The 24,794-nt window shown below is 71.1% G+C and carries 22 protein-coding genes and 1 pseudogene; 8 read left to right on the forward strand and 15 right to left on the reverse strand.

What is annotated here, in order from left to right; translation table 11 throughout:
• The first annotated feature begins 136 nt into the window (after positions 1 to 136).
• The gene (locus tag G401_RS46880) at positions 137 to 535 is read left to right on the forward strand and encodes a DUF5925 domain-containing protein (RefSeq protein ID WP_027343846.1); all 399 of its coding nucleotides are present in this window, start codon (positions 137 to 139) and stop codon (positions 533 to 535) included.
• A gap of 154 nt (positions 536 to 689) precedes the next feature.
• Here G401_RS46880 and G401_RS0119575 read toward each other — a convergent pair whose 3' ends face one another.
• From G401_RS0119575 to G401_RS0119585, 3 genes are all read right to left on the reverse strand, one after another.
• Positions 690 to 1,292 carry an HAD-IA family hydrolase gene (locus G401_RS0119575; protein ID WP_034592332.1) on the reverse strand — a complete coding sequence of 201 codons (603 nt, stop codon included), beginning with the start codon at positions 1,290 to 1,292 and terminating at the stop codon, positions 690 to 692.
• Between the two features lie 2 nt (positions 1,293 to 1,294).
• Entirely contained in the window at positions 1,295 to 4,825 is a 3,531-nt protein-coding gene (smc, locus tag G401_RS0119580; RefSeq protein ID WP_027343848.1) for a chromosome segregation protein SMC, read from the reverse strand.
• A gap of 377 nt (positions 4,826 to 5,202) precedes the next feature.
• Positions 5,203 to 5,400, reverse strand: a complete 198-nt coding sequence (locus G401_RS0119585; protein WP_027343849.1) for a hypothetical protein — start codon at positions 5,398 to 5,400, stop codon at positions 5,203 to 5,205.
• 310 nt (positions 5,401 to 5,710) lie between these two features.
• Between G401_RS0119585 and G401_RS54830 the strand changes: the two genes are divergently transcribed.
• The 3 genes from G401_RS54830 (at position 5,711) to G401_RS0119600 (ending at position 7,214) form a co-directional block, all read left to right on the forward strand.
• Positions 5,711 to 6,370, forward strand: coding sequence for a CAP domain-containing protein (locus tag G401_RS54830; protein WP_084557382.1), 660 nt, complete (start codon positions 5,711 to 5,713; stop codon positions 6,368 to 6,370).
• Between the two features lie 104 nt (positions 6,371 to 6,474).
• Positions 6,475 to 6,972 (forward strand): spherulation-specific family 4 protein, encoded by a 498-nt coding sequence (locus G401_RS52955; RefSeq protein ID WP_051366869.1) that lies wholly within the window; start codon positions 6,475 to 6,477, stop codon positions 6,970 to 6,972.
• A gap of 5 nt (positions 6,973 to 6,977) precedes the next feature.
• On the forward strand, positions 6,978 to 7,214 hold the full coding sequence (locus tag G401_RS0119600) for a hypothetical protein (RefSeq protein WP_027343850.1): 237 nt from the start codon (positions 6,978 to 6,980) through the stop codon (positions 7,212 to 7,214).
• On the opposite strand, the gene mutM is transcribed toward G401_RS0119600, so the two are convergent.
• The 8 genes and pseudogenes from mutM to rsmD form a co-directional block, all read right to left on the reverse strand.
• A complete protein-coding gene (gene mutM, locus G401_RS0119605) occupies positions 7,171 to 8,022 on the reverse strand; it encodes a bifunctional DNA-formamidopyrimidine glycosylase/DNA-(apurinic or apyrimidinic site) lyase (protein ID WP_027343851.1) in 852 nt (283 codons plus the stop codon). The two genes, G401_RS0119600 and mutM, sit on opposite strands and share 44 nt — an antisense overlap.
• A 10-nt stretch (positions 8,023 to 8,032) precedes the next feature.
• A complete protein-coding gene (gene rnc / locus G401_RS0119610; protein ID WP_027343852.1) occupies positions 8,033 to 8,764 on the reverse strand; it encodes a ribonuclease III in 732 nt (243 codons plus the stop codon).
• On the reverse strand, positions 8,761 to 9,690 hold the full coding sequence (locus G401_RS46895; protein WP_051366870.1) for a hypothetical protein: 930 nt from the start codon (positions 9,688 to 9,690) through the stop codon (positions 8,761 to 8,763). The genes rnc and G401_RS46895 overlap by 4 nt, the downstream gene beginning before the upstream one ends.
• Before the next feature lie 63 nt (positions 9,691 to 9,753).
• Complete coding sequence (gene rpmF / locus G401_RS0119620; RefSeq protein WP_027343853.1) at positions 9,754 to 9,927, reverse strand: 50S ribosomal protein L32; 174 nt, start codon at positions 9,925 to 9,927, stop codon at positions 9,754 to 9,756.
• 5 nt (positions 9,928 to 9,932) lie between these two features.
• Positions 9,933 to 10,514: a YceD family protein gene (locus G401_RS0119625; RefSeq protein WP_027343854.1), complete on the reverse strand. Its 582-nt coding sequence runs from the start codon at positions 10,512 to 10,514 to the stop codon at positions 9,933 to 9,935.
• Between the two features lie 88 nt (positions 10,515 to 10,602).
• Positions 10,603 to 11,100 (reverse strand): ATP synthase subunit B family protein, encoded by a 498-nt coding sequence (locus G401_RS0119630; RefSeq protein WP_027343855.1) that lies wholly within the window; start codon positions 11,098 to 11,100, stop codon positions 10,603 to 10,605.
• 180 nt (positions 11,101 to 11,280) lie between these two features.
• On the reverse strand, positions 11,281 to 11,760 hold the full coding sequence (coaD, locus tag G401_RS0119635) for a pantetheine-phosphate adenylyltransferase (protein WP_027343856.1): 480 nt from the start codon (positions 11,758 to 11,760) through the stop codon (positions 11,281 to 11,283).
• Between the two features lie 92 nt (positions 11,761 to 11,852).
• Positions 11,853 to 12,413 (reverse strand): annotated as a pseudogene (gene rsmD / locus G401_RS46900) (16S rRNA (guanine(966)-N(2))-methyltransferase RsmD); the annotation flags it as partial.
• Between the two features lie 130 nt (positions 12,414 to 12,543).
• Between rsmD and G401_RS46905 the strand changes: the two are divergent.
• A complete protein-coding gene (locus tag G401_RS46905; protein ID WP_157545883.1) occupies positions 12,544 to 14,148 on the forward strand; it encodes a hypothetical protein in 1,605 nt (534 codons plus the stop codon).
• Positions 14,149 to 15,017: 869 nt separating this feature from the next.
• On the opposite strand, the gene recG is transcribed toward G401_RS46905, so the two are convergent.
• Together recG and G401_RS0119655 are read right to left on the reverse strand one after the other, a co-directional pair.
• A complete protein-coding gene (gene recG, locus G401_RS0119650; RefSeq protein WP_027343857.1) occupies positions 15,018 to 17,279 on the reverse strand; it encodes an ATP-dependent DNA helicase RecG in 2,262 nt (753 codons plus the stop codon).
• A complete protein-coding gene (locus G401_RS0119655) occupies positions 17,276 to 18,844 on the reverse strand; it encodes a DAK2 domain-containing protein (protein ID WP_027343858.1) in 1,569 nt (522 codons plus the stop codon). Before G401_RS0119655 ends, recG begins: the two co-directional genes overlap by 4 nt.
• Positions 18,845 to 19,088: 244 nt before the next feature.
• On the opposite strand from G401_RS0119655, the gene rpmB reads away from it, so the two are divergent.
• Positions 19,089 to 19,280, forward strand: a complete 192-nt coding sequence (gene rpmB, locus G401_RS0119660) for a 50S ribosomal protein L28 (protein WP_027343859.1) — start codon at positions 19,089 to 19,091, stop codon at positions 19,278 to 19,280.
• A gap of 177 nt (positions 19,281 to 19,457) precedes the next feature.
• Entirely contained in the window at positions 19,458 to 20,516 is a 1,059-nt protein-coding gene (locus G401_RS52960) for a methyltransferase domain-containing protein (RefSeq protein ID WP_051366872.1), read from the forward strand.
• Here G401_RS52960 and G401_RS0119670 read toward each other — a convergent pair.
• Positions 20,419 to 22,347 (reverse strand): DUF2207 family protein, encoded by a 1,929-nt coding sequence (locus tag G401_RS0119670; protein WP_027343860.1) that lies wholly within the window; start codon positions 22,345 to 22,347, stop codon positions 20,419 to 20,421. The two genes, G401_RS52960 and G401_RS0119670, sit on opposite strands and share 98 nt — an antisense overlap.
• Positions 22,347 to 22,922 (reverse strand): LemA family protein, encoded by a 576-nt coding sequence (locus tag G401_RS0119675; protein WP_027343861.1) that lies wholly within the window; start codon positions 22,920 to 22,922, stop codon positions 22,347 to 22,349. Before G401_RS0119675 ends, G401_RS0119670 begins: the two co-directional genes overlap by 1 nt.
• 160 nt (positions 22,923 to 23,082) lie before the next feature.
• On the opposite strand from G401_RS0119675, the gene G401_RS0119680 reads away from it, so the two are divergent.
• Positions 23,083 to 24,783 carry a PHP domain-containing protein gene (locus G401_RS0119680; protein ID WP_027343862.1) on the forward strand — a complete coding sequence of 567 codons (1,701 nt, stop codon included), beginning with the start codon at positions 23,083 to 23,085 and terminating at the stop codon, positions 24,781 to 24,783.
• The last annotated feature ends 11 nt before the right edge of the window (positions 24,784 to 24,794 follow it).

Here is a 24,794-nt window from a genome sequence, read left to right on the forward strand (position 1 = left end):
TCAGACAGCGCGCCCCATGCGCTGGTCGGTCCCATCGACCAGGTATCCCGGTCAACCCCGGTACGATCCCGCCCCGAGGCCGTCCACCAGGTAATTCCGTTGATCTATCAATACCCGGACCCGGATCATTGTCCGGGTGTCGTTCCCTTACAGCTTCCTCATCGACGACTCGGACACCCCGTCCGACGTCATCGATGCCCTGGCGCTCGGCGAGTTCACGCGGGGCGCCCAGCCCTTCGCGCGTACCGCCCGCCTGGAGCGGGTGCGGAAGGACGCGCTGCTGCTCCCCGAGGGAGCCACGGTGACCCACGCCGCCAAGGACGGTGGGGGCAGTTCCCATCTGGCCGTCGGCGAGGGCTGGACCCTGCGCGCCGTACGCTGGCAGGGCGGCTCGGTCGCGGTCACCGTGACGGCCGTCACCGCCGAGCTGGCCCGGACGGTGCTCGACGAGGCCACCAAGGACGTGCAGGAGCCGGAGCCGGTCGAGCCGGAGATCGTGCACATCGGCTTCGCGTACGCGGGCCCGCAGGACTGACAGCACTTCTGGCGGCTCGCGCAAGCGCTCCCCGGCGCGCCGGTCGGCCCGGAAGATCAACGCGGACGCCTGCTGCTCCTGCACGGGCCGCCCGGCACCGGCGGACGTCCCCGTCGACAACTACCTATAGCCACTCCTATATATAAGGAATGGGCTATAGACCGAGCGCGGCCTTGAGGTAGGGGATGTCCGACGCCCCGGACCAGCGGAACGCGGCGATCCCCACCCGGCGCGCCCCCTCGATGTTGCGGTTCGAGTCGTCGACCAGCAGGCAGAACCGCGGCACCGTACGCACGGCGACACAGGCGGCCTGGTAGAACTCGGGCGACGGCTTGGCCGCGCCGACGGCCGAGGAGTTGACGACCGCGTCGAAGTCCTCGGCGATCCCGTGGACGGCGAGGTCGGCCTCCAGATCGTCGGTCGCGTTCGTGCACAACGCCACCGGTACGCCGGCCGCGCGTACCTCGCGGACGAAGGCGAGCGCCGCCGGGTCGATGTAGCCGCGGTAGGCGTCCCATTCCTTCATCGCCTCGGGCGGCGCGCCGGTCGCCGCGCCGATCGCGTCCAGCCACTGCTGCCGCGTCCAGGCGCCGGTGATCGCGGGCGTGAGGATCGGCCCGGACAGCCCGGCGTCGAGCAGGCTGTCGTGTTCGAGGTCGTAGCGCGCCTCGACGGCCACGCGGGCGGCCGGGTCGTAGTGCCGCAGCACGCCGTCGAAATCGATCAGCAGGGCGCGCGCGTTCTCGCGGGTCGCCACCGTCAATCGTCCTCGCGGGACAGCCGCTGGCTGATCACCTCGGTCACGCCCTGGCGCATGGTCACGCCGTACAGGGCGTCGGCGACCTCCATCGTGCGCTTCTGGTGCGTGATGATGATCAGCTGGCTCTTCTCGCGGAGCTGCTCGAAGAGGGTGATGAGGCGGCCGAGGTTGACGTCGTCGAGCGCCGCCTCCACCTCGTCCATGATGTAGAACGGGCTGGGGCGGGCGCGGAAGATCGCGCACAGCATCGCGACCGCGGTCAGCGAGCGCTCGCCGCCCGACAGCAGCGACAGCCGCTTGATCTTCTTGCCCGGCGGGCGCGCCTCGACCTCGACGCCCGTGGTCAGCATGTCGTCGGGGTCGGTCAGGATGAGCCGGCCCTCGCCGCCGGGGAAGAGGACCTTGAAGACCTCTTCGAACTCGCGGGCGGTGTCGTGGAACGCGTCGGAGAAGACCTGCAGGATCCGGTCGTCGACGTCCTTGACGACGGTCAGCAGGTCCTTGCGGGTCGCCTTGAGGTCTTCGAGCTGGTCGGACAGGAACTTGTAGCGCTCCTCCAGCGCCGCGAACTCCTCCAGCGCCAGCGGGTTGACCTTGCCGAGCAGCTGGAGGTCGCGCTCGGCCTTGGCGGCGCGCTTCTCCTGGATCGCCCGGTCGAACGGGATCGGATCGCCCTCGGGGTCGTCCGCCAGCGGGATCAGCACGTGCGGGCCGTACTCGCCGAGCAGCGTGTCGACGTCGATCGAGTACTCCTCGGCCGCCTTCAGCTCCAGCTGCTCGATGCGCAGCCGCTGCTCCGCCCGGGCGACCTCGTCCCGGTGCACCTCGCTGGTCAGCCGCTCCAGGTCGGCGCCGAGGCGCTTCGCGGACGCGCGTACCTCGGCGAGTTCGGCCTCGCGGGCGGTCCGGGCGGCGGCGAGCCGGTCACGGTGCTCGGCGGAGGCCGTCAGGCGTACACCCAATTGCTCCAGAGCGATCCGGGCGCCAGCCTCGACGGCCTTCGCGATGCCCGCGCCTCGCTCCCTCGCGGCCCGGCGCGCGGCGGCGCGCTCGCGGGCCGCGCGCTCGGCCTGGGCCTGGCGCAGCAGGGAATCCGCGCGGCCCGAGATGGACGACACCCGCTCCTCGGAGGTACGCACGGCGAGCCGCACCTCCATCTCGTTCTGGCGGGACTGGGGCACGAGCGCGGCGAGCCGGTCGCGTTCGGCGGTGCTGGGGTCCTCGTCGAGCGGGGTGTCCTCGGCGAGTTCGAGCCGCTCCTCCAGCTCGGCGAGCCGGCCGAGGTCCTCCTCACGGCTGGCGGCGGCCTTGTCGCGGGAGACGGCGAGCCGCTCGGCCTCGGCCTTGGCCGATCGGGCGGCGGCGCCGAGCTCGGCGAGATGGCGGGCGACGGCGTTGCGCTCGCCCTCGGCGGCACGCTTCGCGGCGGCGGCCGCGTCGACCGCGCGCTTGCGCTCGGCGACCAACTCGCGGGCGGTGGTGATCTCGGTCTTCAGCCGGGCCAGCTCGGTCTCGCCGGCGGCCCGGTGGGCGTTGGCCTCGTCGACCGCCGCCTGGGTCTCGATGTAGCTGGGCGCCTTGGCCGACCCGCCCGCGGCCGCGTACGCGCCGAGCAGATCGCCCTCGTAGGTCACCACGCGCAGCTGCGGATGGGCCGCCACCAGCTCGGTCGCCGTCTTCAGGCTCTCCACGACGACCGTGTCCGCGAGCGCCCGGTCGACGGCCGCGCGGAGTTCGTCGCCGCAGCGTACGAGGTCGCTCGCCCAGCGCGCGCCGGACGGCAGGTCGATCGCGGGGCGGTGGTTCGCGCCCCGGCCGGCCACCAACATCGACGCCCGGCCGGCGTCGGCGATCTTGAGCATCCGCATGGCCTCGGCGGCCTCGTCGACCCCGGCGACCACGACCGCGTCGGCCAGCCCGCCCAGCGCCGCGGCCAGCGCGACCTGCGCGCCCGGCTCCACCGTCAGCAGCGAGGCCACGCTGCCCAGGAGGCCCGGCACCTCCGACGCCTTGGCCAGCAGCGCGCCCGCGCCGTCCTTGCGCTTCAACCCGAGCGACAGCGCCTCGGCCCGCGCCCGCCAGCTCGTGACGTCCTTCTCCGTGGCCCGCTCGGCGTCCGAATGCGACTTGAGCAGGTCGTTCGCTTCATTCAGCGTACGCGTGGCGGCGTCGAGCGCCTCGTCCAGCGCCGCGTTGTCCCGGTCGGCCTCGGTGGATTCGGCGTTGCCCTCGTCCAGTTCGGCCTGGGCGCGGCTCGCCCGGTCGGCGGCATCGGCGTACGCGCCGGCGAGGCGGGCGATCTCCTCGGCCGAGGTCGTGGCCCGCGTACGCGCGCTCGCGACCTGCCCGGCCAGTTTGGCCAGCCCTTCACGGCGGTCGGCGATCGCCTTCACGGCCGCGACGAGGGCCCGCTCGGCGGCGGCCAGTTCGTGCTCGAGCGCCTGCCGGGCGGAGACGGCCTCGGACAGGCGGTCCTTGTCGATCTCCAGCGCCTCGCGGAGGGCGATCTCCTCGTCGCGTACGCGTTCGGCCTCCTCGGCCAGCATCTCCGGGTCCCGGCCGGGGCGTTCCTCCTCGGCGGGCGCGCTCAGGTGCCGCAGGCGCTCGGCGGCCAGCTGGGCCGTCGAACGGAACCGTTCCTGCAATGTGGAGAACTGGTACCAGGTGTCCTGGGCCTCCTGCAGGGCGGGCGCGTCGGCGGCGTGCGCCGCTTCGAGGGTCTGCAGCTGCCGGCCGATGCCGCCGTACTCGAACTCGATCGTCTTGCGGCGGTCGCGCAGGGCGGCCTCGTCGGCGATCTCCCGTTCCAGCGTCGTACGCAGCGTGTGCAGGTCGTCGGCGAGCAGCCGCAGGCGGGCGTCGCGCAGATCGGACTGGATCCCGGCCGCCCGGCGCGCGACCTCGGCCTGCCGGCCCAGCGGCTTCAGCTGGCGGCGCAGCTCGGTGGTCAGGTCGTTGATCCGGTTGAGGTTGGCCGCCATCGCGTCGAGCTTGCGCAGCGCCTTCTCTTTGCGCTTGCGGTGCTTCAGTACGCCGGCCGCCTCCTCGATGAAGTGGCGGCGGTCCTCGGGCTTGGCGTGCAGGACCGCGTCGAGCTGGCCCTGCCCGACGATCACGTGCATCTCGCGGCCGATACCGGAGTCGGAGAGCAGTTCCTGGATGTCGATCAACCGGCAGCGGTCGCCGTTGATCTCGTACTCGCTCTCGCCCGACCGGAACATCCGCCGGGTGATCGACACTTCCGTGTACTCGATCGGCAGCGCGCCGTCGGTGTTGTCGATCGTCAGGGTGACCTCGGCCCGTCCCAGCGGGGCCCGGCCGGCCGTACCGGCGAAGATGACGTCTTCCATCTTCCCGCCGCGCAGCGCCTTGGCGCCCTGCTCACCGAGCACCCACGAGATGGCGTCGACCACGTTGGACTTGCCGGAGCCGTTCGGGCCGACCACGCAGGTGATCCCGGGCTCCAGCTTCAGGGTCGTCGTCGACGCGAAGGATTTGAATCCCTTCGCGGTCAGGCTCTTGAGGTGCACGCTTCTCCGGGGGTGCTCAGGGGTGTCCGTAGGTCCTTGCTGGGTAGGTGCCGTCTGGCAGCGTACCGCCTCGGTTCGGTAGTCGTCGGCGACGCGTCTACCCCCGCGTGTCCGGTTCTACACACGCCCTGGCCAGGCTCTTTGGCATACGCCCGATAGATCACGCTGGGCCGCCCGATAGATCACGTTTGGATCAGGGAAATCACCCGAATCTTGGCCCAAGATTACGTGCGAAACCGTGATCCAAACCGGATCTTGGAAGTGAGGGGGTGGCGGGGGCGGCGGGTGACAAGAGGGGTGGACATGCAACAGCGCGCCGCCACGCGGGTGGCAGGCGCGCTATCAGGGTACTTTTCGTCGGTCCCGAGGCTCTACAGTCAGGCCATAACCGGTTCGGCCAGCCGGAAGAACTCGTCGCTCCCCTCGGCCGCGGCGGCCGCGAGCCGATCGTTCTCCACCCGTAGGCTGGCGTTCTCCAGCTCCAACGAGCTCACCCGGGCACGCAACTTCGTGACCTCGTCGAGAAGACGCCGGTCCGGCGCCATCGTGACGTGGCCAAAGAGGGCCTTCGCCATTTCATCTCCTTGTTCTGCGCCACCGGTATGCCGGTAGACACGCGCCCGTTTGTCTCGCGGCTTCCGGCCCACGGCGCATGTGGGTGGACACGGGTTTGGGCGCGATTGGCGTCGCATTCCATAGTCCGCTGATAGGCAGTCGGAGTCAAGCCACGCGGACCAACCGCACGTCCGTGGTGTGTACCACTGTCGACCAGGTGATATCCGGCACGGCCTCTGGGTTGCCCCATCCTCGATGTCCGGATAACTTCTCCGGGTGCCCTCCTCGACCAGGCGACACCACCGTGCCCGATCCGGGTTGCGCCTTCCGATGGCGCTGGCCCTGGCGGCCTGTCTGGTCGTGACGATCTACGCACTCTTCGCGACCTTCGCACCGAAGACCGGCCCGCTGGACGAGGCCGCGGCCGGCGTACCGGAGGCGTCGGCGAGCGCCGGGAGCGCCGCTCCGCTCGCGTCCGGCGCCACCCCCGCGCCCGCCGGCTCCGCGGTCCCGGCCGTCTCGGGGAGCGCCGCCGCGAGCAAGGCCCCCAGCAAGGCGCCCTCCACCGCCGCCAGCAAGGCCCCGGCCGCCCCGGACAAGACCACCCTCGCCGAGAACAAGGTCATCGACCTGATCAACGTCGAGCGGGGCAAGGCCGGCTGCGGCAAGCTGCGCAACGACGCCCGGCTGCAGAAGGCGGCGCGCGCGTACAGCACCCGCATGGCCAAGGAGAACTTCTTCAGCCACACCTCGCCGGACGGCGGCACCTTCGTCCAGCGCATCGAGGCGGCCGGCTACCCGCACGGCGGCGCCTCGGCGGAGAACATCGCCTACGGGTACGCGGACGCGCAGGCGGTGGTCGACGGCTGGATGAACAGCGAAGGGCACCGCAAGAACATCCTCAACTGCTCCTACAAGGCGGTCGGGGTGGGACTGGCGTACAACTCCAAGAACACGCCGTACTGGACGCAGGATTTCGGCTTCATCTGATCCGTACCGGTTTCACGGGTAAGGTCGGTAACAGCCGGGTTCGTCAAGGTTGGTGTCGGGTGGGCGACAGTCGCGCCAACCCGTGACGGCTCGTTGAGCCCGATGTGGCCAGACTGCTGACGATCTATGCGCACCCTGTTGCCGGGCCGGTCGCCGCGGGCGTACCGCTGGGTTATATCGATCTCGGATTCGGGTCCCGGCCCGTCGAGGTCGTCCGCGCCGAACTGGCGGACTGGTCCGCCCAGGCCGTCGGCGGGGTGTTCTTCGACCAGGTGCCGACCAGCCCGTTCTCGATCGGACCGGTGGCCATGGCCGTACGCGCCGCCCGCCGCCTCGGTTTCGACACGGTACTGATCAACCCGGGCCGCCCGACCGACAGTCTCTACCGGGGACTCGGCGCCACGGTGTGCACATTCGAGGGTGACTGGATCGACTACCAGGAAGGTACGCCCGACGGCGTACGCCCTGGTGACGGTCATGTGATCCACGGGGTCCCGGCCGACCGGACCGACGCCTGCCTCGATCTCATGCGCGGGCGGGGCGCCGCCTGGGGGGTCGCCACGACGGCCGGCTGCCTCGTGCCCACGCTCGTGTCGGTCTAGCGCCGGTGAGCCTCCGGCACAAGCTGCCCTGGATCACCGCCGCGGCGGTGCTGATCATCGTCGCGCACGAGGGTACGCCGCCCGGCGCGCACGACCGCGTCTACTTCGAACCGCACGGCGCCGATCCCGGCCTGGTCGAACACGAGCGGCAGGCCGGGCGTACGCCGATGTGCTGGGGTGCGGGCGACGAGTGCCGGGTCAAGCGGCTCGTCGTGGTCGGGGCTGGCAGCGCGGGCAGGTGAACGAGCTGCGGTTCATGAACGCCTCGCGCCGGATGGCGGTGCCGCAGCGCGGGCAGGGCTCGCCTTCCCGTCCGTACGCGTTGAGCGACCGGTCGAAGTACCCGGCGTCGCCGTTGACGTCGACGTAGAGGGCGTCGAAGCTGGTGCCGCCCTGAACGAGAGCCTCGCGCATGACGTCCTGGCAATGGCCGAGCAGCTCGGCAGCCTTGGCCGGGGTGAGCTTCTCGGTGGGACGCGCCCAGTGCAGCCGGGCCCGCCAGAGCGCCTCGTCGGCGTAGATGTTGCCGACACCGCTGATCAGCGTCTGGTCCAGCAGCGCCCGCTTGACCTCGGTACGCTTCCTGATCATGGCCGCCGCGACGAGGCTCTGCCGGTAGGACTCGTCGAACGGGTCGAGGGCGATGTGGGCGATCTCCTCGGGCAGCTCCGCGCCGCCCCGCGAGATCGCGAGCCCGCCGAACGTACGCTGGTCCACGAACCGCAGCTCCGACCCGCCGTCCTCGAAACCGAAGCGGATACGCAGGTGGGGGCCGTCGGGCGTACCGATGGGCTGGATGAGCAGCTGGCCGGACATGCCGAGGTGGCCGACGACCGCGTCCCCGGTGTCCAGCGGCAGCCAGAGGTACTTGCCCCGGCGGCGGGCACCGAGGATCTTGGCGCCCGCCAGCCCGGCCGAGAAGTCGGCGGCCCCGGCCACGTGCCGCCGGACCGCCCGCGGGTGCAGCACCTCGACCGCCGCCACCGTACGCCCGGCGACGTGCCGTTCCACGCCCGCGCGTACCGTCTCGACCTCGGGCAGTTCAGGCATGGCCCACCTCTCAGCTGGCTTCCGGATGGACCTCGTCGGCCGCCCGGTTGGACAGGATGAGGAACGCCTCCTCGGCGGATCTTTGTTCCGCTTCCTTCTTGGTACGCCCCCGCGACCCGCCGAACCGCTCACCGCTCACGAGGGCCCAGGCCGTGAACGACTTGGCGTGGTCCGGACCCTCCTCGGCGATCTCGTAGTCGGGGACACCCCAGCCGTGCAGCGCCGTCAGCTCCTGCAGGCTCGTCTTCCAGTCGAGGCCGACGCCGCGCCGGGCCGACTCGCTCATGAGGGTGTCGAAGAGCTTGAGGATGACCCCGGTGACGGCCTCGATCCCGTACTGGATGTAGATCGCGCCGAGCACCGCTTCGAGGGCGTCGGCCAGGATCGAGTCCTTGTCCCGGCCGCCCGTGCCCTCCTCGCCCTTGCCGAGCAGCAGGTGGGCGCCGAGCCCGTGCGGGCCGAGCGTCCGCGCGACGCTGGCCAGGGCCCGCGAGTTGACCACACTCGCCCGCAGCTTCGCCAGGCGCCCTTCGGCCAGGTCGGGGTGGTCGCGGTACAGCGCGTCGGTGACGACCAGGCCCAGCACGGCGTCGCCCAGGAACTCCAGGCGCTCGTTGGTGGGCAGGCCGCCGTTCTCGTACGCGTACGAACGATGGGTCAGGGCGAGCTCCAGCAGCTGCGGGTCCAGGTCGATCCCGCACGCACGCTCCAGGTCCGCCAGCGGTGGTCGCTGCTTCTTCACGGATGTTCCTCCGTCTCCCGCCTCGCGAGGCGTGCCGCGAGAGCCACGCCCGAGGCCAGGTCATCGGCGGTCGCGGCGCCATGGCACACGACCACATTTCCGCGTACGCCCAGTAGTGCGGCCGCCCGGGCCGGGGCGGCGACCGCGGCGCCCGTCATGCGCAGGGCACCCTCGATGCCTTTGAGCAGCACATTACCGGTGAAGCCGTCGGTCACCACGATCTCGGCCCGGTCGCCGAGCAGCACATCGTGTCCTTCGACCAGACCGGTGAACGCAAGGTCCGACTCGGCGAGAGCCTTCTCGGCGGCCCGGCGTACGCGGTCGCCCTTGCCGGGTTCCCGCCCGATGGACAGCAGCCCGACCGTCGACTGTGGATGGCTCCGGGTCCGCCAGGAATCGCGGTACGCGACGCCGAGCGCGGCGTGCGACAGCAGTGTCGCCACACTGGACTCGATCGATCCGCCGACGTCGAGCAGGAGGCAGCGCCGGTCGTGCCGGATGGTCGGCAGCCACGCGGCCAGCGCCGGTGCGCGTACGCCGGCGTGCCGACCGAGTTCGAGGGCGGCCGCCGTGACGGTGGCCCCGGAGGAGCCGGCCGATACGACCGCGTCGACCTCACCGGACGCGTGCGCGCGGGCGGCGATGCGGATGCTCGTGGCCGCGGAGGCCGCCCTGTTCGGCGGATCCCCCATCGCCACCCCGGTACGCGCCGCGCGGACCTCGACCCGGTCGCGCAGGTCGCCGGGCAGGTGGCGCAGAGCATCGCCGGCCGCCTCGGGCGGGCCGACCAGGAGCAGTCGAACCTCGGGATCGACGGTGAGGGCGGAAAGAGCGCCGTCCACCACGACGGCGGGAGCATGGTCCCCGCCGAGGAGGTCAACGGCGATCTTCCGAAGCCTCGACGACACGGCGCCGGTCGGCTGCACGGAGGCAGACCGGCCGGCGCCGTCCAAGTCTTCCCGGGTGACCTCAGGCGTCACCGCGAGCCGTTAGACCGCGATGACCTGACGGCCGTTGTAGGTGCCGCAGACGGTGCACGCGCCGTGCGGGAGCTTCGGCGACTTGCACTGCGGGCACGCGACGGTCGCGACAGCGGACACCTTCCACTGCGCCCGGCGCGAACGGGTGTTGCTGCGCGACATCTTCCGCTTCGGGACGGCCACGGTACTTACTCCTCAGTGCTGACGGTCTCAGTTTTGTTGATCAAGCCCTGCAGGGCGGCCCAGCGCGGGTCGGTCTGCTCGTGGGAGTGACCCTCGGGCAGTTCGTCCCAGGGCGTCCCGCAGTCGGGACACAGTCCCGGGCAGTCCTCCCGGCAGAGCGGGTTGACCGGCAGTGCGAGCACCACCGCGTCCCGTAGCGCGGGTTCCAGGTCGAGCAGGTCGTCCTGGAGCCGGCCGACTTCGTCCTCGTCGGTCGTCTCCTCCGTGGCCGAATCCGGGTACGCGTAGAGCTCCTGGATCCGCACGGTCAGCTCGTCCTCGATCGGGCGCAGGCACCGGCCGCACTCGCCTTCCAGGTCACCGCTGACGGTGCCGGAGACGAGTACGCCTTCGGAGACCGACTCCATCCTCAGATCGAGGTGGAGATCGGAGCCCTCGGGCACGCCGATCATCTCCACGCCGAGGTCCTTCGGTGCGGGGACCACCCGGCTGAGGGCGCGCTGAACCCCCGGGCGGCGCGGCAGGTCCCTCGTATCGAGGACGAGCGGCGCCCGGACATCCAGGTGCTTCGGCTGATGATCACGCATAGTTAGACTCCGACCCAGTGCGGCCGACGTAGAAGGTTACCTGGACACGGGCACCCGCGTCCAACCGGTCCCCTGCCCGCGCCCCCGGTCAGAAGGTCGGAAGCGGACGTTCGTCCTCGCCGGGGACGAAGGATCCGATCTCGCGCAGCGCGTGCATCTTGTCGCGACCGCGCTCGATCGACGCCAGCGCCCGGGTGAGGAACTGCTCGAAGTTCGCCAGCGCGGTGTCTACGTAGTCGTCGACTTCCTCGCGCAGGCGCTGGGCCTCCGAGCGGGCCTCCCCGACGATCCGGTTGGCCTCGTGCTCGGCCGAGACCGTGATCTCGTTCATCGAGACGAGCCGGGCGTGTTCCCGCTCACCGTCGGCGATGATGCGATCCGCCTCACGCTGGCCGGACTCCAGGATCTTGTCGCGCTCGTCCAGCAGCGCGCCGGCCCGGCGCAGTTCCCCGGGCAGCTCGGCCCGCAGCTCGTCGAGTACGCCGATCATCTCGCCCCGGTCCAGCATGCAGTTCCGCGACATGGGCACGTTGCGTGCGCCCTCCACCATGGCGATGATCTCGTCGATGCGGTCGAGCGGATCCACCGGAACTCCTCGCTTGTTGCTGTCGCTGTGTTGCGGTCGTAGCTGATCCATCATGCGTCGTTCGCGCCACCGATGGGCCGACCGGACGTCCCGCCGCGTGTCGCACGATCGGACGGGCCACCTTTGCCAGGTCCCTGTGATAGGGATCCCGGGCCGGGGCCATGAGCAGGGCGTACGCCGCTATCGGCTGCGGAGCTTGGCTTCGAGCCGCTCTTCGACGACCTTCGGCACGTACTGCGACACGTCGCCGCCGAGGCGGGCCACCTGCTTCACGAGGCTGGAGGCGATGAACGAGTAGAGCGGATTGGTCGGCATGAAAAGTGTCTCCACGCCGGACAGTCCGACGTTCATCTGCGCCATCTGCAGCTCGTAGTCGAAGTCGCTGACCGCCCGCAGGCCCTTCACCAGCACCTGCGCGCCCTGCGCCCGGCAGAAGTCGACCAGCAGGCCGTGGAACGACTCGATGCGTACATTGTCCACACCGGTGGTCGCCTCGCGGAGCATGCTGATCCGCTCCTCGACGGTGAACAGGCCTTCCTTCGCGGAATTGATCAGCACGCCGACGATCACCTCGTCGAACAGCCGCGCCGAGCGCACGATGATGTCCAGGTGACCGTTGGTGACCGGATCGAAGGATCCGGGACAGACCGCACGCCTCATTGCGCCATTCCCTCTGTCCGCTGTTCGGCCTGCTGGTCGCCGGCCGGCTCACCAGGCTGCTCCGACACCCCGTCGGCGCCGCCCGAAGCAGCGCGACCGTACCAAAGGGTCGTCTCGCCGTAGCGGCGCTCCCGTTCGCCGGTGACCGGTCGCACCCAGGGCGGTTCGGGGGCCCGGCGGGACCGCTCGACGATCACCGTGGCGTCGGGCGCGTACCAGCCCTGGGCCGCGAGTCCGCCGAGGACCGCGGCCAGCTCGTCCTCCGGCACGGAGTAGGGCGGGTCGGCGAGGACGATGTCGAACGGACCCCCCGCGGGCGGCTGGCTCACCACGGTCGCCGCCCGGGCCCGCAGGATCTCGGCCTGCCCCGCGACCCCCAGCGTCGCGATGTTCTCCTTGATGACGCGGGCCGCCTTGGGATCCGACTCGACGAACACCGCGTACTCGGCGCCGCGGGAGAGCGCTTCGAGGCCCAGGGCACCTGATCCGGCGTACAGGTCGAGGACGCGGAGCTTCCGCAGGTGCCCCCCGTACGCGCTGGCGAGCGACGAGAACAGGGCCTCGCGTACGCGATCGGAGGTGGGCCGGGTGAGCTGTCCGGCAGGGGCGGCGAGACGCCTGCCCCCGAAGACTCCGGCGACGATTCTGGTCACGCTCTGAACCTACGCGATGTCACAAAGTAGGGCGTGACGGCGCAAGCCGATATGGGTAAGGTGAGCCGCGTTCATTGTCCGGTTTCTCCGGCACCTGTGTATATGCAGTGCCTTACCCCCCGGAGAGCGCATGACCACCCTCATCCCCATTCGCCGCGCTTCATTGCGCGCTCTGACCCTGGCGGCGGGCGCGGCCGTCGCCCTGATCGCCACCACCACACTCGCCGGCGCGCCGGCCCAGGCCGCCGGACCGCTGCAGGGCGGTGGCGGCGGCGACAAGTCCATCTCCATCTCGGGCGCCACCTCGTGCGCGGCCGACGCGAGCAAGCGGACGGTCACCTGGACGCTGGCCAACTCCGGCGACACCGACGCGACGATCGAGTCGGTGGACGCCGGTTCCGCCACCGCCGTCGTGACCGGCGACCCGGCCGTCCCGCTCGCGGGCGCGGTCATCCCGAAGAAGAGCGGCGGCCACAGCGGTACGCTCACGGCCACCGCCACGCTGCCCGGCGACGCCACCTCGGCAGCGCTGAAGATCACGGTCAGCTGGGCCGACGCCCAGGGCAACCACCACGCGGAGCACTTCGGCGGCCAGAACTCGCACGAGTTCACCGGATACGTCCGCCACATCCAGGGCACCTGCACGAACCCGGGCGCCTGCGTCTCGGCGGCTAACGCCCACTACACGCACACCTTCGACGGCCCCGCCGGCACGGCGACCGTCGCGGTGGCGGGCGACCTGCCGCTGTGCGACGGCGACTCGCAGGACTTCCTGCTGGTCTCGTACTACGCGCCCTCCGCCAAGGCCACCTGGCCCCAGTACGCCTTCGACCACCAGGTCGGGACCATCGACCACACGCACTCCTCGGTGGCCCTGAAGGTGAACCTGACCGGCTGCTACACGCAGGTCGACCTGGTGTGGGGCAAGGACCTCATCAACCCGATGGTCGCCAACGGCCCGCGCTACGACAACCGGAAGCTCGGCTCGGGCGGCGCCCCCGGCAGCCGCTCGAAGGGCCCGGCCGCCTGGTACAACGGCGGCACGACGACCTGCGCCGCGCCCGCCGCGACGATGGTCTCGGCCTGTAGCGGCGAGGTCACCGTCCACCTGTCCAACGCGCTTGAGGCCCACTACGACGCACCGTTCGTGGTGACCGCCGGCGCCGACTCCTCGTTCAAGCAGACCGTGACGGTCTCCCCCGGCAAGTCGGCGGACGTCCTCGTCCCGGCCGACAAGGCGGGCACCATCACGGTCACCATGGACAACAAGGTCGTGGCGCAGGGCATGTGGCAGCCCGGCCACTGCAGCGCCCCCACCGTTCAGGCCGAGTCCACCTGCGACTCCCTGAAGATCACGGTGTCCAACCCGGAGGGCAACCTCACGACGGACGTCGCGATCGCGTACGGGGCACAGACCAAGAACTTCTCGGTCGCACCCGGCAAGTCCGAGACCGTCACCTTCGCCGCCAGCACCGAGACCGAGGCGACGGTCACGTTCACCGACTTCCGCAAGACGGTCACCGTGGTCTACAACCGCCCGGCCGACTGCGAGTCACCTTCCCCGCAGCCGTCCACCCCGGCCAGCCACGTCCCGTCGCCCAGCCACAGCGGCAGCCCCGGCCTGCCGGTGACCGGCGTGCAGGTAGGTGCCTTCGCCGGCGCGGGCGCGCTCCTGCTCGCAGCGGGTGCGGCACTGTTCGTCTTCACCCGCCGTCGCCGCCTCACCGAATCCTGATCCATCCTCCATCGAACCTCTTGAACTTGAACGGCGATCCCGGCTCGCTCGCGGGATCGCCGTTCAATTTCAAGATCATGTCCCGGGTTCGTCGATCTCACCTCCGCTCCTCCCGCGGGAGACCGTTCCGCCCCTATCGCTGCGCTCCGGGGCCTCCACTGCCAGCTTTCTGAGGCGAAGCATCATCCACCGTCGCCCGGTCCCCGTCTCACCCCAGCCCCCACCGGACTTTGTCCCGACTGTCCGATATGGGCACCAGGCCGGGGTCGGTGGGATGATCGTTTACGGCTGCGGTGTCGAAACGGCCACTCGGCGCATGATCATTTACGGTTCTGGAACGCGCTGACCAGGTTCTGCTACACCTGACACGTAATCGATCATGCAAATCGGGCCGGATTTACACCCCAGCCGTAAACGATCAAGAAATCAGCCCGCCGCGTCCATCTGGCGGAAGATCGTTCCCGCATCACGGGCAACGGTCGACCGCGGGACAGTGTGGACGTGATCCACAGCGGCCGAGACGTCAAAACGCACCCCATCCCCTCGATCCACAGCGGTCCGGATGTAGGAAAACGGCCTCTGCCTACATCTCAGCCGCAATGGATCGAGAGGATGGGCACGGAAACTACATCCCAGCCGCAAACGATCACCGACCAGCCGACCCACTCAGCCGCCATATCGGACAGTCGCGACAAAGGCCGGGGTGAAGGGGTAAACGGTGACCGGGCGACGGTGGATGATGCGTCGCCCCACCCACCTGGCAGTGCAGTCCCCGGAGCGCAGCGATAGGGGCGGAACGGTCTCCCGCGGGAGGAGCGGAGGTGAGATCGACGAAACCGGGACAAAATACTCATAAAATGATCTTGAACTTACCCTTTGTCGAGGTATTCGGCGCGGGCGTCGGTGACCAGGTTCGCGATGGCCGCCGCGAGCAGCGGCTCTCCCGACAGTTCGGGATCGTCCACCAGCAGCCGTTCGGCGGCTGCCCGCGCCTCGTTGATCATGTCGCCGTCGCGCAGGAGGGACAGCAGCTTGAGGTGCGACCGGCGGCCGGACTGGGCCGAGCCCAGGACGTCGCCCTCGCGGCGCTGCTCCAGGTCGATCTCGGCCAGCCGGAAACCGTCCGTTGTGGACGCCACCGCGTCGAGGCGTTCGCGGGCCGGGCTGGCCTCGATCGCCTCGGTGACGAGCAGGCACAGCCCCGGCGCCGAGCCCCGGCCGACGCGGCCGCGCAGCTGGTGGAGCTGCGAGACGCCGAACCGGTCGGCGTCGAGGATGACCATCATGGTCGCGTTGGGTACGTCGACGCCGACCTCGATGACCGTGGTGGCGATGAGGACGTCCAGGTCGGCGGCGGCGAAGCGGCGCATGACGGCGTCCTTCTCGTCGGCCGGCAGCCGGCCGTGCAGTACGCCGATCCGCAACCCCTTGAGCGGCCCCTCGGCGAGCAGCGGGGCGACCTCGGTGACGGCCAGCGGCGGGCGGCGGTCCCCGTCGTCCTCGGCGGGCGGGGCGTCCTCCTCGGCGGCGGTGTCGCCGATCCGCGGGCACACGATGTACGCCTGGTGCCCCTTGCCGATCTCCTCGACCATCCGCCGCCAGGCCCGGTCGAGGAAGGCGGGCTTCTCGGCGGCCGGGACGACGTGCGAGGCGATCGGCGACCGGCCGCCCGGCAACTGCGCCAGTGTGGACACTTCGAGATCGCCGAAGACCGTCATCGCGACCGTACGCGGAATCGGCGTCGCGGTCATGACGAGCAGGTGCGGCGGCTGGTCGGCCTTGGCCCGCAGGGCGTCGCGCTGCTCGACGCCGAACCGGTGCTGCTCGTCGACGACGACGAGACCGAGATCGGCGAAGTCGATGCCGTCGTAGAGCAGGGCGTGCGTACCGATGACGAGACCGGCGCGGCCGGCCGCGATCTCGGCCAGCGCCCGGCGTTTCTCCGCCGCCGGCAGGGAGCCCGTGAGCAGGGCCACCGCCGTGCCGTCGGGGTCGCCGTCCAGCTCGCCGGCCCGGCCTAGCGGTCCGAGCATCTTCAGCATCGAGCGGTGGTGCTGTGCGGCCAGGACCTCGGTCGGCGCCAGCAGGACGGCCTGGCCGCCCGCGTCGACCACCTGCAGCATCGCCCGCAGGGCCACCATCGTCTTGCCCGCGCCGACCTCGCCCTGCAGCAGCCGGTGCATCGGATGGGCGCCGGCCAGGTCGGCCGCCAGCTCCTCGCCGACCTCGATCTGCCCGGCCGTCAGCGTGAACGGCAGCTGCGCGTCGAACTTCTCGCGTACGCCGCCGGGACGCTGGGGACGCGGCTTGGCGGGCGACTGCGCGGCCCGCATCCGGCGCTGGGCCAGGGTCAGCTGCACGGCGAACGCCTCGTCCCAGGCCAGCCGCTTGCGGGCGGAGTTGCGGGCCTCAAGCGAAGAGGGCCGGTGGATCTCCCGCAGGGCGGTCGCCAGATCCATCAGGTGGCGCTCGGCCCGGATCGGGGACGGCATCGGATCCTCGGTGATCGCGACGGTGTCGAGCACGACGCGGACGCACCGGGCGATGACCCAGGTCGGCAGGGCCTTGGCGGCCGGGTAGATCGGGATCAGGGCACCGGCGAACTCCTCGACCTCGGCGGCGGCGTCAGGTGCGGGGATCAGCCCGATCTCGGACACGCCTTCGGAGCCGCCCGCGTCGTCGAAGCCGCCCGCGCGCTCCGGGCCGCCCGCGCCGAGCAGCACGTACTCCGGGTGGGCCAGCTGGCGTTCATGGCGGAACTCGCCGACCTTGCCCGCGAACAGGCCCCACTGCCCGGGCTTGAGATCGCGCTCGCGCCAGCCCTGGTTGAAGAACGTCAGCTTGATCCGGCCGCCGTCGTCGTCGCCGACCATGACCTCGAGGATGTTGCCCCGGCGGTCGCGCATGCGGCGTACGGAGGTGGACAGGATCTGGCCGAGGATCGTCACCTCCTCGCCGATCGACAACGACCGGATGGCGGTGTGCTCGCCGCGCTGGTCGTAGCGCCGGGGGAAGTGGTGCAGCAGGTCCCCGGCGGTCTCCAGATCCAGGTGTAGGGACAGGGCCTTGGCCGTCTTCGCCCCGACCAGCTTCTCCAGGGGCGTGTCCAGGCCCGGTGCCGTCGTCGTCATTCGACCCCCACGATCAGCGGGTAGTGCGGCTGGCCGCCGTCGAAGCACTGCACGTCGGCGAAGGGCCAGGCGGCGGCCAGATGCGCGGTCAGCTCGCCGGCCAGGCCGTCCGGCGCGTCCGCCCCGAGGACCAGGGTCACCAGCTCGCCGCCCCCGCCGAGAAGGCGGTCGACGAGGTCCCGGCACAGGGCGCGCAGATCCTGGCCGATCAGGTGCACCTCGCCCTCGACGAGCGCGATCGCGTCGCCCGGACGGCACTCCCCGGCGACCGTGAGCGCGTGGCGGCCGGCGATGGTGACCTCCGCGTACCGGCATTTGCCGGCGGCCTCCGCCATCGCGATCACGTCGTCCTCGAAGCGGCGGGCCGCGTCGCGTACGGCGAGGGCGGCCATGGCCTGGACCGAGGAGCGCGTCGGCACGACCCGGACCTTGATCCCCTCGTGGTACGCCTCCCCCGCGGCGGCCGTGGCGACCGCGTGGGTGTTGGAGTCGTTGGGCAGGATCACGACGCGGCCGGCCGCGGCCCGGCGGACGGCGGCCAGGAGCTCGGCGGTGGACGGGTTGGCGCCGACGGTGACGGCGCCCTCGGCCTGGAAGATCTCGTCGAGCCCGTCGCCGGCGCAGACCACGACCACGCCGCGCGCGTCGGGATCGAGGCACGTACGCCCCGCCACCTGCTGCGTCAGGTCGGTGACGCCGATCTGGTAGGGCCGGCCGGCGTGGACGCCCGCCTCGATGGCGGCGCCGACGTCGGCGACGTGGACGTGCACCCGCCAGGTGGCGGGGCCGCCGACGACGACCAGCGACTCGCCGAGCCCGTCGAGGGTGGTGCGCAGCCGCTCGACGGCGGCCTCCTCGGCGTCGAGCAGGTACTGGACCTCATAGCCGTACGCGCTGGTCACCGGGGCCGGCGTGGCGGCCAGCTCCTCCCCGGGAGTCACCTCGGGCAGGTCGAACTCCTCGCCCGTGACCTCGCCGCACAGCGCGCCGAGGACCACGACCAGGCCGCGGCCGCCCGCGTCGACCACGCCGGCGGTCGCGAGCACGGGCAGCTGCTCGGGGGTGAGCGCGAGGGCGGCGACGGCCTGGTCCAGGGCGGCCACCACGACCTCGGCCAGCGGGCGGGCCGCCAGCGCGGCGTCCCGGGCCGCCAGGGCGGCGGCGTCGGCGACGCTCAGGATCGTGCCCTCGACCGGGTGGGCGACCGCCGCCCGGGCGGCCTTCGCCCCCTCGGCGAGGCCGGCCGCCACTCCGCCCGGCGAGCCGTCCCCGATCAGGTCGGCGAGGCCGCGCAGGATCTGGGCGAGGATCACGCCCGAGTTGCCGCGGGCGCCCATCAGCGCGCCCCGGGCCAGCTGCCCGACGGCGTCGCCCAGTGCGCCCGGCGGGTGCGCCGCCAGCTCGTCGCGGGCCGCGACCAGCGTCAGATGCATGTTGGTGCCCGTGTCTCCATCCGGCACCGGATAGACGTTGAGCTGGTCGATCTCCTCCCGGTGTCGGCCCAGGGCCGCCACCGCGCGCTCCGCGAAGCGCCGCACCGCCGCCGCGTCCAGTACCTCCAGCACGCCGTCCAGGGTAGTCGTGACGTCCGACACCAGCACGACGTGCCGGTACGCGCGTCCGGCTAAGCTGCTCCTACGCGTGATACGGAGTCCGATTGGCCTCCGCCCCGTGTGGTCAGGTACCCTGGCCAGGTTGCCCGCTGAGAGGCGGGTCGTGACATCATCCGGCCGAGGCCACGACCTGGGCCAGGGCGATCGAGACATCTTCCGGCTGGCCCGGACGACCAGACTTATCCAGGAGTATCCCGTGGCAAGCGTGTGCGACGTCTGTGGCAAGGGGCCGGGCTTCGGCCACAACGTGTCCCACTCGCACCGGCGGACCAACCGTCGTTGGAACCCCAACATCCAGACGGTGCGCACCCCGGCCGGTGGCGGCAACACCCGTAAGGTCAACGCGTGCACCTCGTGCATCAAGGCCGGCAAGGTCGTGCGCGGCTAGTTCAGCCGCGCTGCGAAGGCTTCCCGAAAGGCCGTCCGCCATCGCGGGCGGCCTTTCGGCGTGTCCGCGTACGCCGGCCGTGGTCTCCGCGTACGCGGCTGTGATCCCGGTGAGATCAGGCATATCCACGTAATCTTGGCCCATGATTCGGGTGGTAACCGTGATCCAAGCGGGATCATGACGGGCACGACACTGCCGGACGCGCAACAGCCGGACGCGCAACAGCCGGCGTGGTTCGGCGTACCCGTGGCGGACGAGCTCGTTCTGCGTACGCTGCCCGGGGCGGTCGACTACCTCGCCGACTCGCTCAGCCGGCGACGGGGTGTGACGATCGTCAAGCGCCACCCGGACGCCGTCCGGATCTCGTGGGCCGGCCCCTTGGCCGAGCTGGCCGAGGACCGGTACTTCTCCAGCGCGGCGGTCCCCCTGCGGCCGGACAGCGAGATCCTGGCCGTCCTGGGCGAGACCACCTTCCGCGTCGGCGACATCGGGCCGGAGCGCTTCGAGCTGATCAAGGAGCTCGAAGACGGGCGCGGCTGGCGCAACGACCCCCGGGACTGGGAGGTCAACGTCGAGCGGCGCGGCGACGAGCTGGTCGCCGAGATCGGCGCGCTGCACACGACCCGCCGGTTCGGCCGGCTGGAACGGCTGCCCGCCTCGACCACGCCGGTGCTCGCTGCGGTGCTGACCCGGCTGCTCAAGGTCGAGCCCGGCCAGACCGTGCTGGATCCCTTCTGCGGCGCGGGAACCAATCTCGTCTACGTACGCGCGATGACCGAGGCCGGTGCCGTCCTGGGTGGCGACCGGGACCGGCGGGCGTTGGCCGCGGCCCGCAAGAACGGCCGGTACGCGCTGTTCCAGGCGGACGCGGCGCGCCTGCCGTTCGCGGACGGCTCGATCGACCGCGTGGTGGCCAATCTGCCCTTCGGCAAGCGGGTCGGCTCGCACCGGGGCAACGAGCAGCTCTACCCCGCGTTCCTCCGCGAGCTGGACCGGATCCTCGCCCCGAAGGCGCGGGCGGTCCTGCTCACGGAGGACAAGCGGCTGCTGCGTACATGGGCGCACCGGGTGCCGGGGTTGCGGCCGGTCAAGGAGGTCGTGCTGGCCTCCGGCGGCGCGCACCCCAGCGCCTTCGTCCTCACGAACCGGACGAACCGCCCGAGCTCGGCAGCGAACCGGGCGAAGCAGGGAACGGACCGGACGAGCCCGGGGCCGAACCCGGGGACGCGCCGCTGAGCCTGGTCGCCGCCGTCGCGAGCAGTTGCGGCAGCGCGTGCGCCTGGCCGGTCGCCCGGCCCATCAGCGTCACGATCACGATCATGTCGCCGACCTTCAGCGCGGCCCGGGGACCCTTCATGAAGGCGTCCAGGCCCGGGACGGGGTTGCCGCGCTGGTTCGCGCGCCAGGCCGTCCGCATGAACGCTCCCCCGCCCGCGTGCTGCAACAGCATCAGCGTCTTGCCGTCCGGACCGTCGTAGGTCACCGAGCCGAACGAGCCGAACTGGGGCAGGGCGGTCGCGCGTACGTCGGTGCCGAGGAAGGCCGCCACGTCCGCGGTGGTCAGCGGTTCGAGGATCGGCGTCCGCTGGGCGGGCACGACCGCCGGCTTGTCGAGTTCCTCGAAGGTGGACGGCCCGCTGCCCGTGTCGCCCGAGACGCCCCGTTCCACCACGGTCAGCTCGATCACGCGGCGGGTCCAGCGGCGTACCTTGATCCGGACCGTGTCGCCGGGGCGGCCGGCCAGACCGTTCGGTCGCGCGAACGCCGTCGTCCGGTCCTGGCCGTGGTCCAGCGCCAGGTAGGACCGGTCGGTCACGGCGCTGCCCAAGGTCGTCTTGGGCCAGTCCTCGACCCACAGGAGCTGACCGGTCAGCTCCCGCGGCGTGAGCAGGTCAATGAAGTTCCTGATCAACTTGTACGCGCAGAGCACGACCAGGAACCAGCCGAACGCCACGAGAACGTGCTCGCCGAGGTCGAACCACTTCAGCGCGGCCGGCTTCAGGTGCAGGGGTTCGGTGAGGACGGAACGGGGCTTCGTCGCGTACCGGATGAAGACGACGCCGAGCGCGAGCAGGACGACGCCGCGCTTGGTGATCCGCCAGCCGCGCTGGCCGTAGCGCGGCCAGAAGCGCGGGTAGCGGATCTTGACCCGGTGCCAGTCGCCGCCGAAGGAGGACCAGACCAGCCTGCGATTGCCGAGGCCCAGATCCAGGACGGCGCTGGTGATCCGGGTGGTGCCGAGGGCGGTGCCGTAGGAGAGGTAGCGGTCCCAGACGGCGACCGCGGCCGGCGGCAGCGCGGCGAACCCGTCGTCCCCCTTCAACCAGGCCCGTACGCCGAGCCAGCGCGCCGCGACCTCCCGCCCGAGCGGGGTGCCCTTCTCACCGGGATAGCGACCGGCGACGGTGGACAGCGTGGCCCACACACCCAGGCACGGCAGGGCCGCACCCATGATCGATCCGGCGGTGCTGTGTTCACCGCTGTTGTCCGGATGCAGCACGAGGTAGTGGACGATCGCCCAGAAGACGCTGGCGGCCACGCCGAATCCCGCGAACGACAGCAGCGACACCACGGCCGGGCCGAACCGCTTGCGGGACAGGCCCCGCTTGCGGGCCTCGGCGACGACCGCGACCCGCAGCCGGCGGTTCCACGTGGCGGCCTCGCCCGCGTCCCGGAACGTCAGAGCGGTCACCGGGACCACCCCGCCGACCGCCAGCGCGCGTACGCGGTCCAGCACCTGCTGCTCGAACGGCAGCAAGGACTCGGACGGGGCGTCCGCACGCAGGTGGATCGTGGTGTGCATCGGGTCGTCGGCGGGCTGGCGGAACTCCAGGTAGCCGCGGGCGGCCAGGTCGACGAGGGTCGACTCGGCGGCGTCCTCGGTCAGCTCCCAGCGGTTGACGAGCAGGCTCACCACCGCGGGCGGCTCCTCGCCCAGATCCTGGGTCGCCGGAGCGGCCCGGGGCGCGGTGGGCCGGGTGACCGCGCGGGCCACCCCGTACATGAGGTACCAGGCGAAGAACGCCGAGGCCGCGATCCCCGCGTCGAGCAGATGCCGGTTGATCACTAGAACCGGACCTGGACGGGGCCCCGCTCGCCGCCGGCCGCCTCGAAGTACTGCTCGGCCTTGAACCCGGTCACCCCGGCGACGAAGTTGCTCGGCAGCGTCTGGACGGTGTTGTTGATCGTCTGCACGGCGCTGTTGTAGAACTGCCGCGCGTAGGCCACCTTGTCCTCGGTGGCGGCCAGCTCCCGCTGCAACTGCGCGAAGTTCTGGTTCGCCTTCAGATCCGGGTACGCCTCCCCCAGCGCGATCAGCCGGCCGAGCGACGCGGTCAGCGTGTTCTCCGCTTCCGCGCGCCCGGCCACGTCCCGGGACTGAGCCGCGATCGCGTTCGTACGCGCCGCGGTCACGGCCTCCAGAGTGGACGCTTCGTGCCGCGCGTACCCCTTGACGGTCTCGACGAGGTTGGGGATGAGGTCGTAGCGCCGCTTCAGCTGCACGTCGGTCTGCGCCCAGGCGGCACGGACCTGGTTGCGCTGGCGGACGAGCTTGTTGAACGTCGCCGTGAACCAGACGAGCAGGAGAACGACGAGGACGCCCACGACGACGAGGGCGATGAGGCCGGGCGAGATCGACACGAGGGTGGCCTTCCGGGGTGGGGGTTCATATTGCGCACCATGGTGGGTCCGGCACGCAAGCAAACTGCCGATGAACGACAGGTGTTTCCGGTGAAGTGTTCGTCACCGCTTTGCGTAGTAGTCACTTCCCGTTGCGCCCGGTTGGAGAGATTGCCTGTTCATGGGACATGGACACCCTCACCACCATCACGATCACGACCACTTGATCTCGGGCGGGGACCTGCCGGCCGCGCTCGACCTCAGCATCCCGGACGGCGAACTGTCCTCCTCGGACACCAGCCGGCGTACCTTCCTGCGGGGCGCGGGCCTGCTCGGGGCGGGTGCGGCCGTCGGCGGCCTGCTCGGCACCCCGGCGTTCGCGCACGACGGGCGCGACTCCGACGAGAGCGCGGCCGAGTTCAACGCCCACGAGGGCCACAACGGCGACCTCGCCTGGCTCGCCGGCGACCACCACATCCACACCCAGCACAGCAGCGACGGCCAGTACCGCGTGATCGACCACGTGCGGCACGCGAACATCTACGGCCTGGACTGGATGGTCATCACCGACCACGGCAGCGTCGCGCACGCCAAGATCGGTGTCGACATCGTCAACCCCGACATCGTGGCCGCCCGCAAGGCGGTCAAGGACACCCTGGTCTTCCAGGGCCTGGAGTGGAACATCCCGGCCGCCGAGCACGGCACGGTCTTCGTCCACCCCGGCAAGAACGAGGTCGCGGTCCTCAAGGAGTTCGAGAACGCCTTCGACGGCGTGGTCACCAGCACCACCGGCCAGACCGCCGCCAACGAGGCGGTCGCCATCGCCGGCCTGAACTTCCTGGCCGACGCGGTGAAGGCCCGGCGCGTACAGGACGCCGTGTTCTTCGCCAACCACCCGGCCCGCAAGGGTCTGGACTCGCCGCACGAGATCCGCAACTGGCGCGACGCCCAGCCGGAGATCGCGCTCGGCTTCGAGGGCGCCCCCGGCCACCAGGCCGCGGGCATCCCGGCGGGCAAGGGGGCGGGCTCCGGCCGCGGCTTCTACGACAACTCGCCGTCGTCCTCGTCGTTCGCCGCCTACCCGCTGGAGAGCTACCGGACCTGGGGCGGCTTCGACTGGATGACCGCCACCGTCGGCGGCCTGTGGGACAGCCTCCTGGCCGAGGGCAAGCCGTGGTGGATCACCGCCAACTCGGACTCGCACACGATCTACGGCGACACCTCGATCAACGGCGGCGGCGACTTCAACGCCCAGGGTCGCTACAACGACCCGGTGTACGCCGGCCCCACGATCCTGACCAACGGCGACTTCTGGCCGGGCTACTACTCGAAGACGCACGTCGGCGCGACCAGCCGCTCGTACGCCGCCGTCATGGACGGGCTGCGCGCGGGCAGGGTCTGGGTCGACCACGGCGGCCTGCTCGACGGCCTGGACGTCCGCGTCGGCTCCGCGACCCTCGGCGGCACGTACGCCGTCCGCAAGGGCCGCGACGTCACGGTCACCGTCAAGGTCAAGCCGGCCGCCGGCCCCAACTGGGCGCAGTTCCTGCCCAAGCTGGCCCGCGTCGACCTGATCGCCGGCGACGTCACCGGCCCGGTGGCCGACAAGGACGTGTTCGCCACGCCGCGTACGAAGGTCGTGAAGCAGTTCGACGTCTCCGGGTCGACCGGCGTCGTCACCCTCACGTACACGTTCCCGGACGTGATCAACCCGTTCTACATCCGCGTGCGCGGAACCGACGGGAACCGCTCGGCGGTCGGCATCAACGGCGCGGCGGTCGACCCGGCCGGACCGGCGATGGACGTCCTCGGCGACGCCGACCCGTGGAAGGACCTCTGGTTCTACTCGAACCCGATCTGGGTTCTCCCGCTGGGCCGCTGACCGGGACCATT

It is taken from the genome of Hamadaea tsunoensis DSM 44101, from assembly GCF_000428945.1.
Lineage (GTDB): Bacteria > Actinomycetota > Actinomycetes > Mycobacteriales > Micromonosporaceae > Hamadaea > Hamadaea tsunoensis.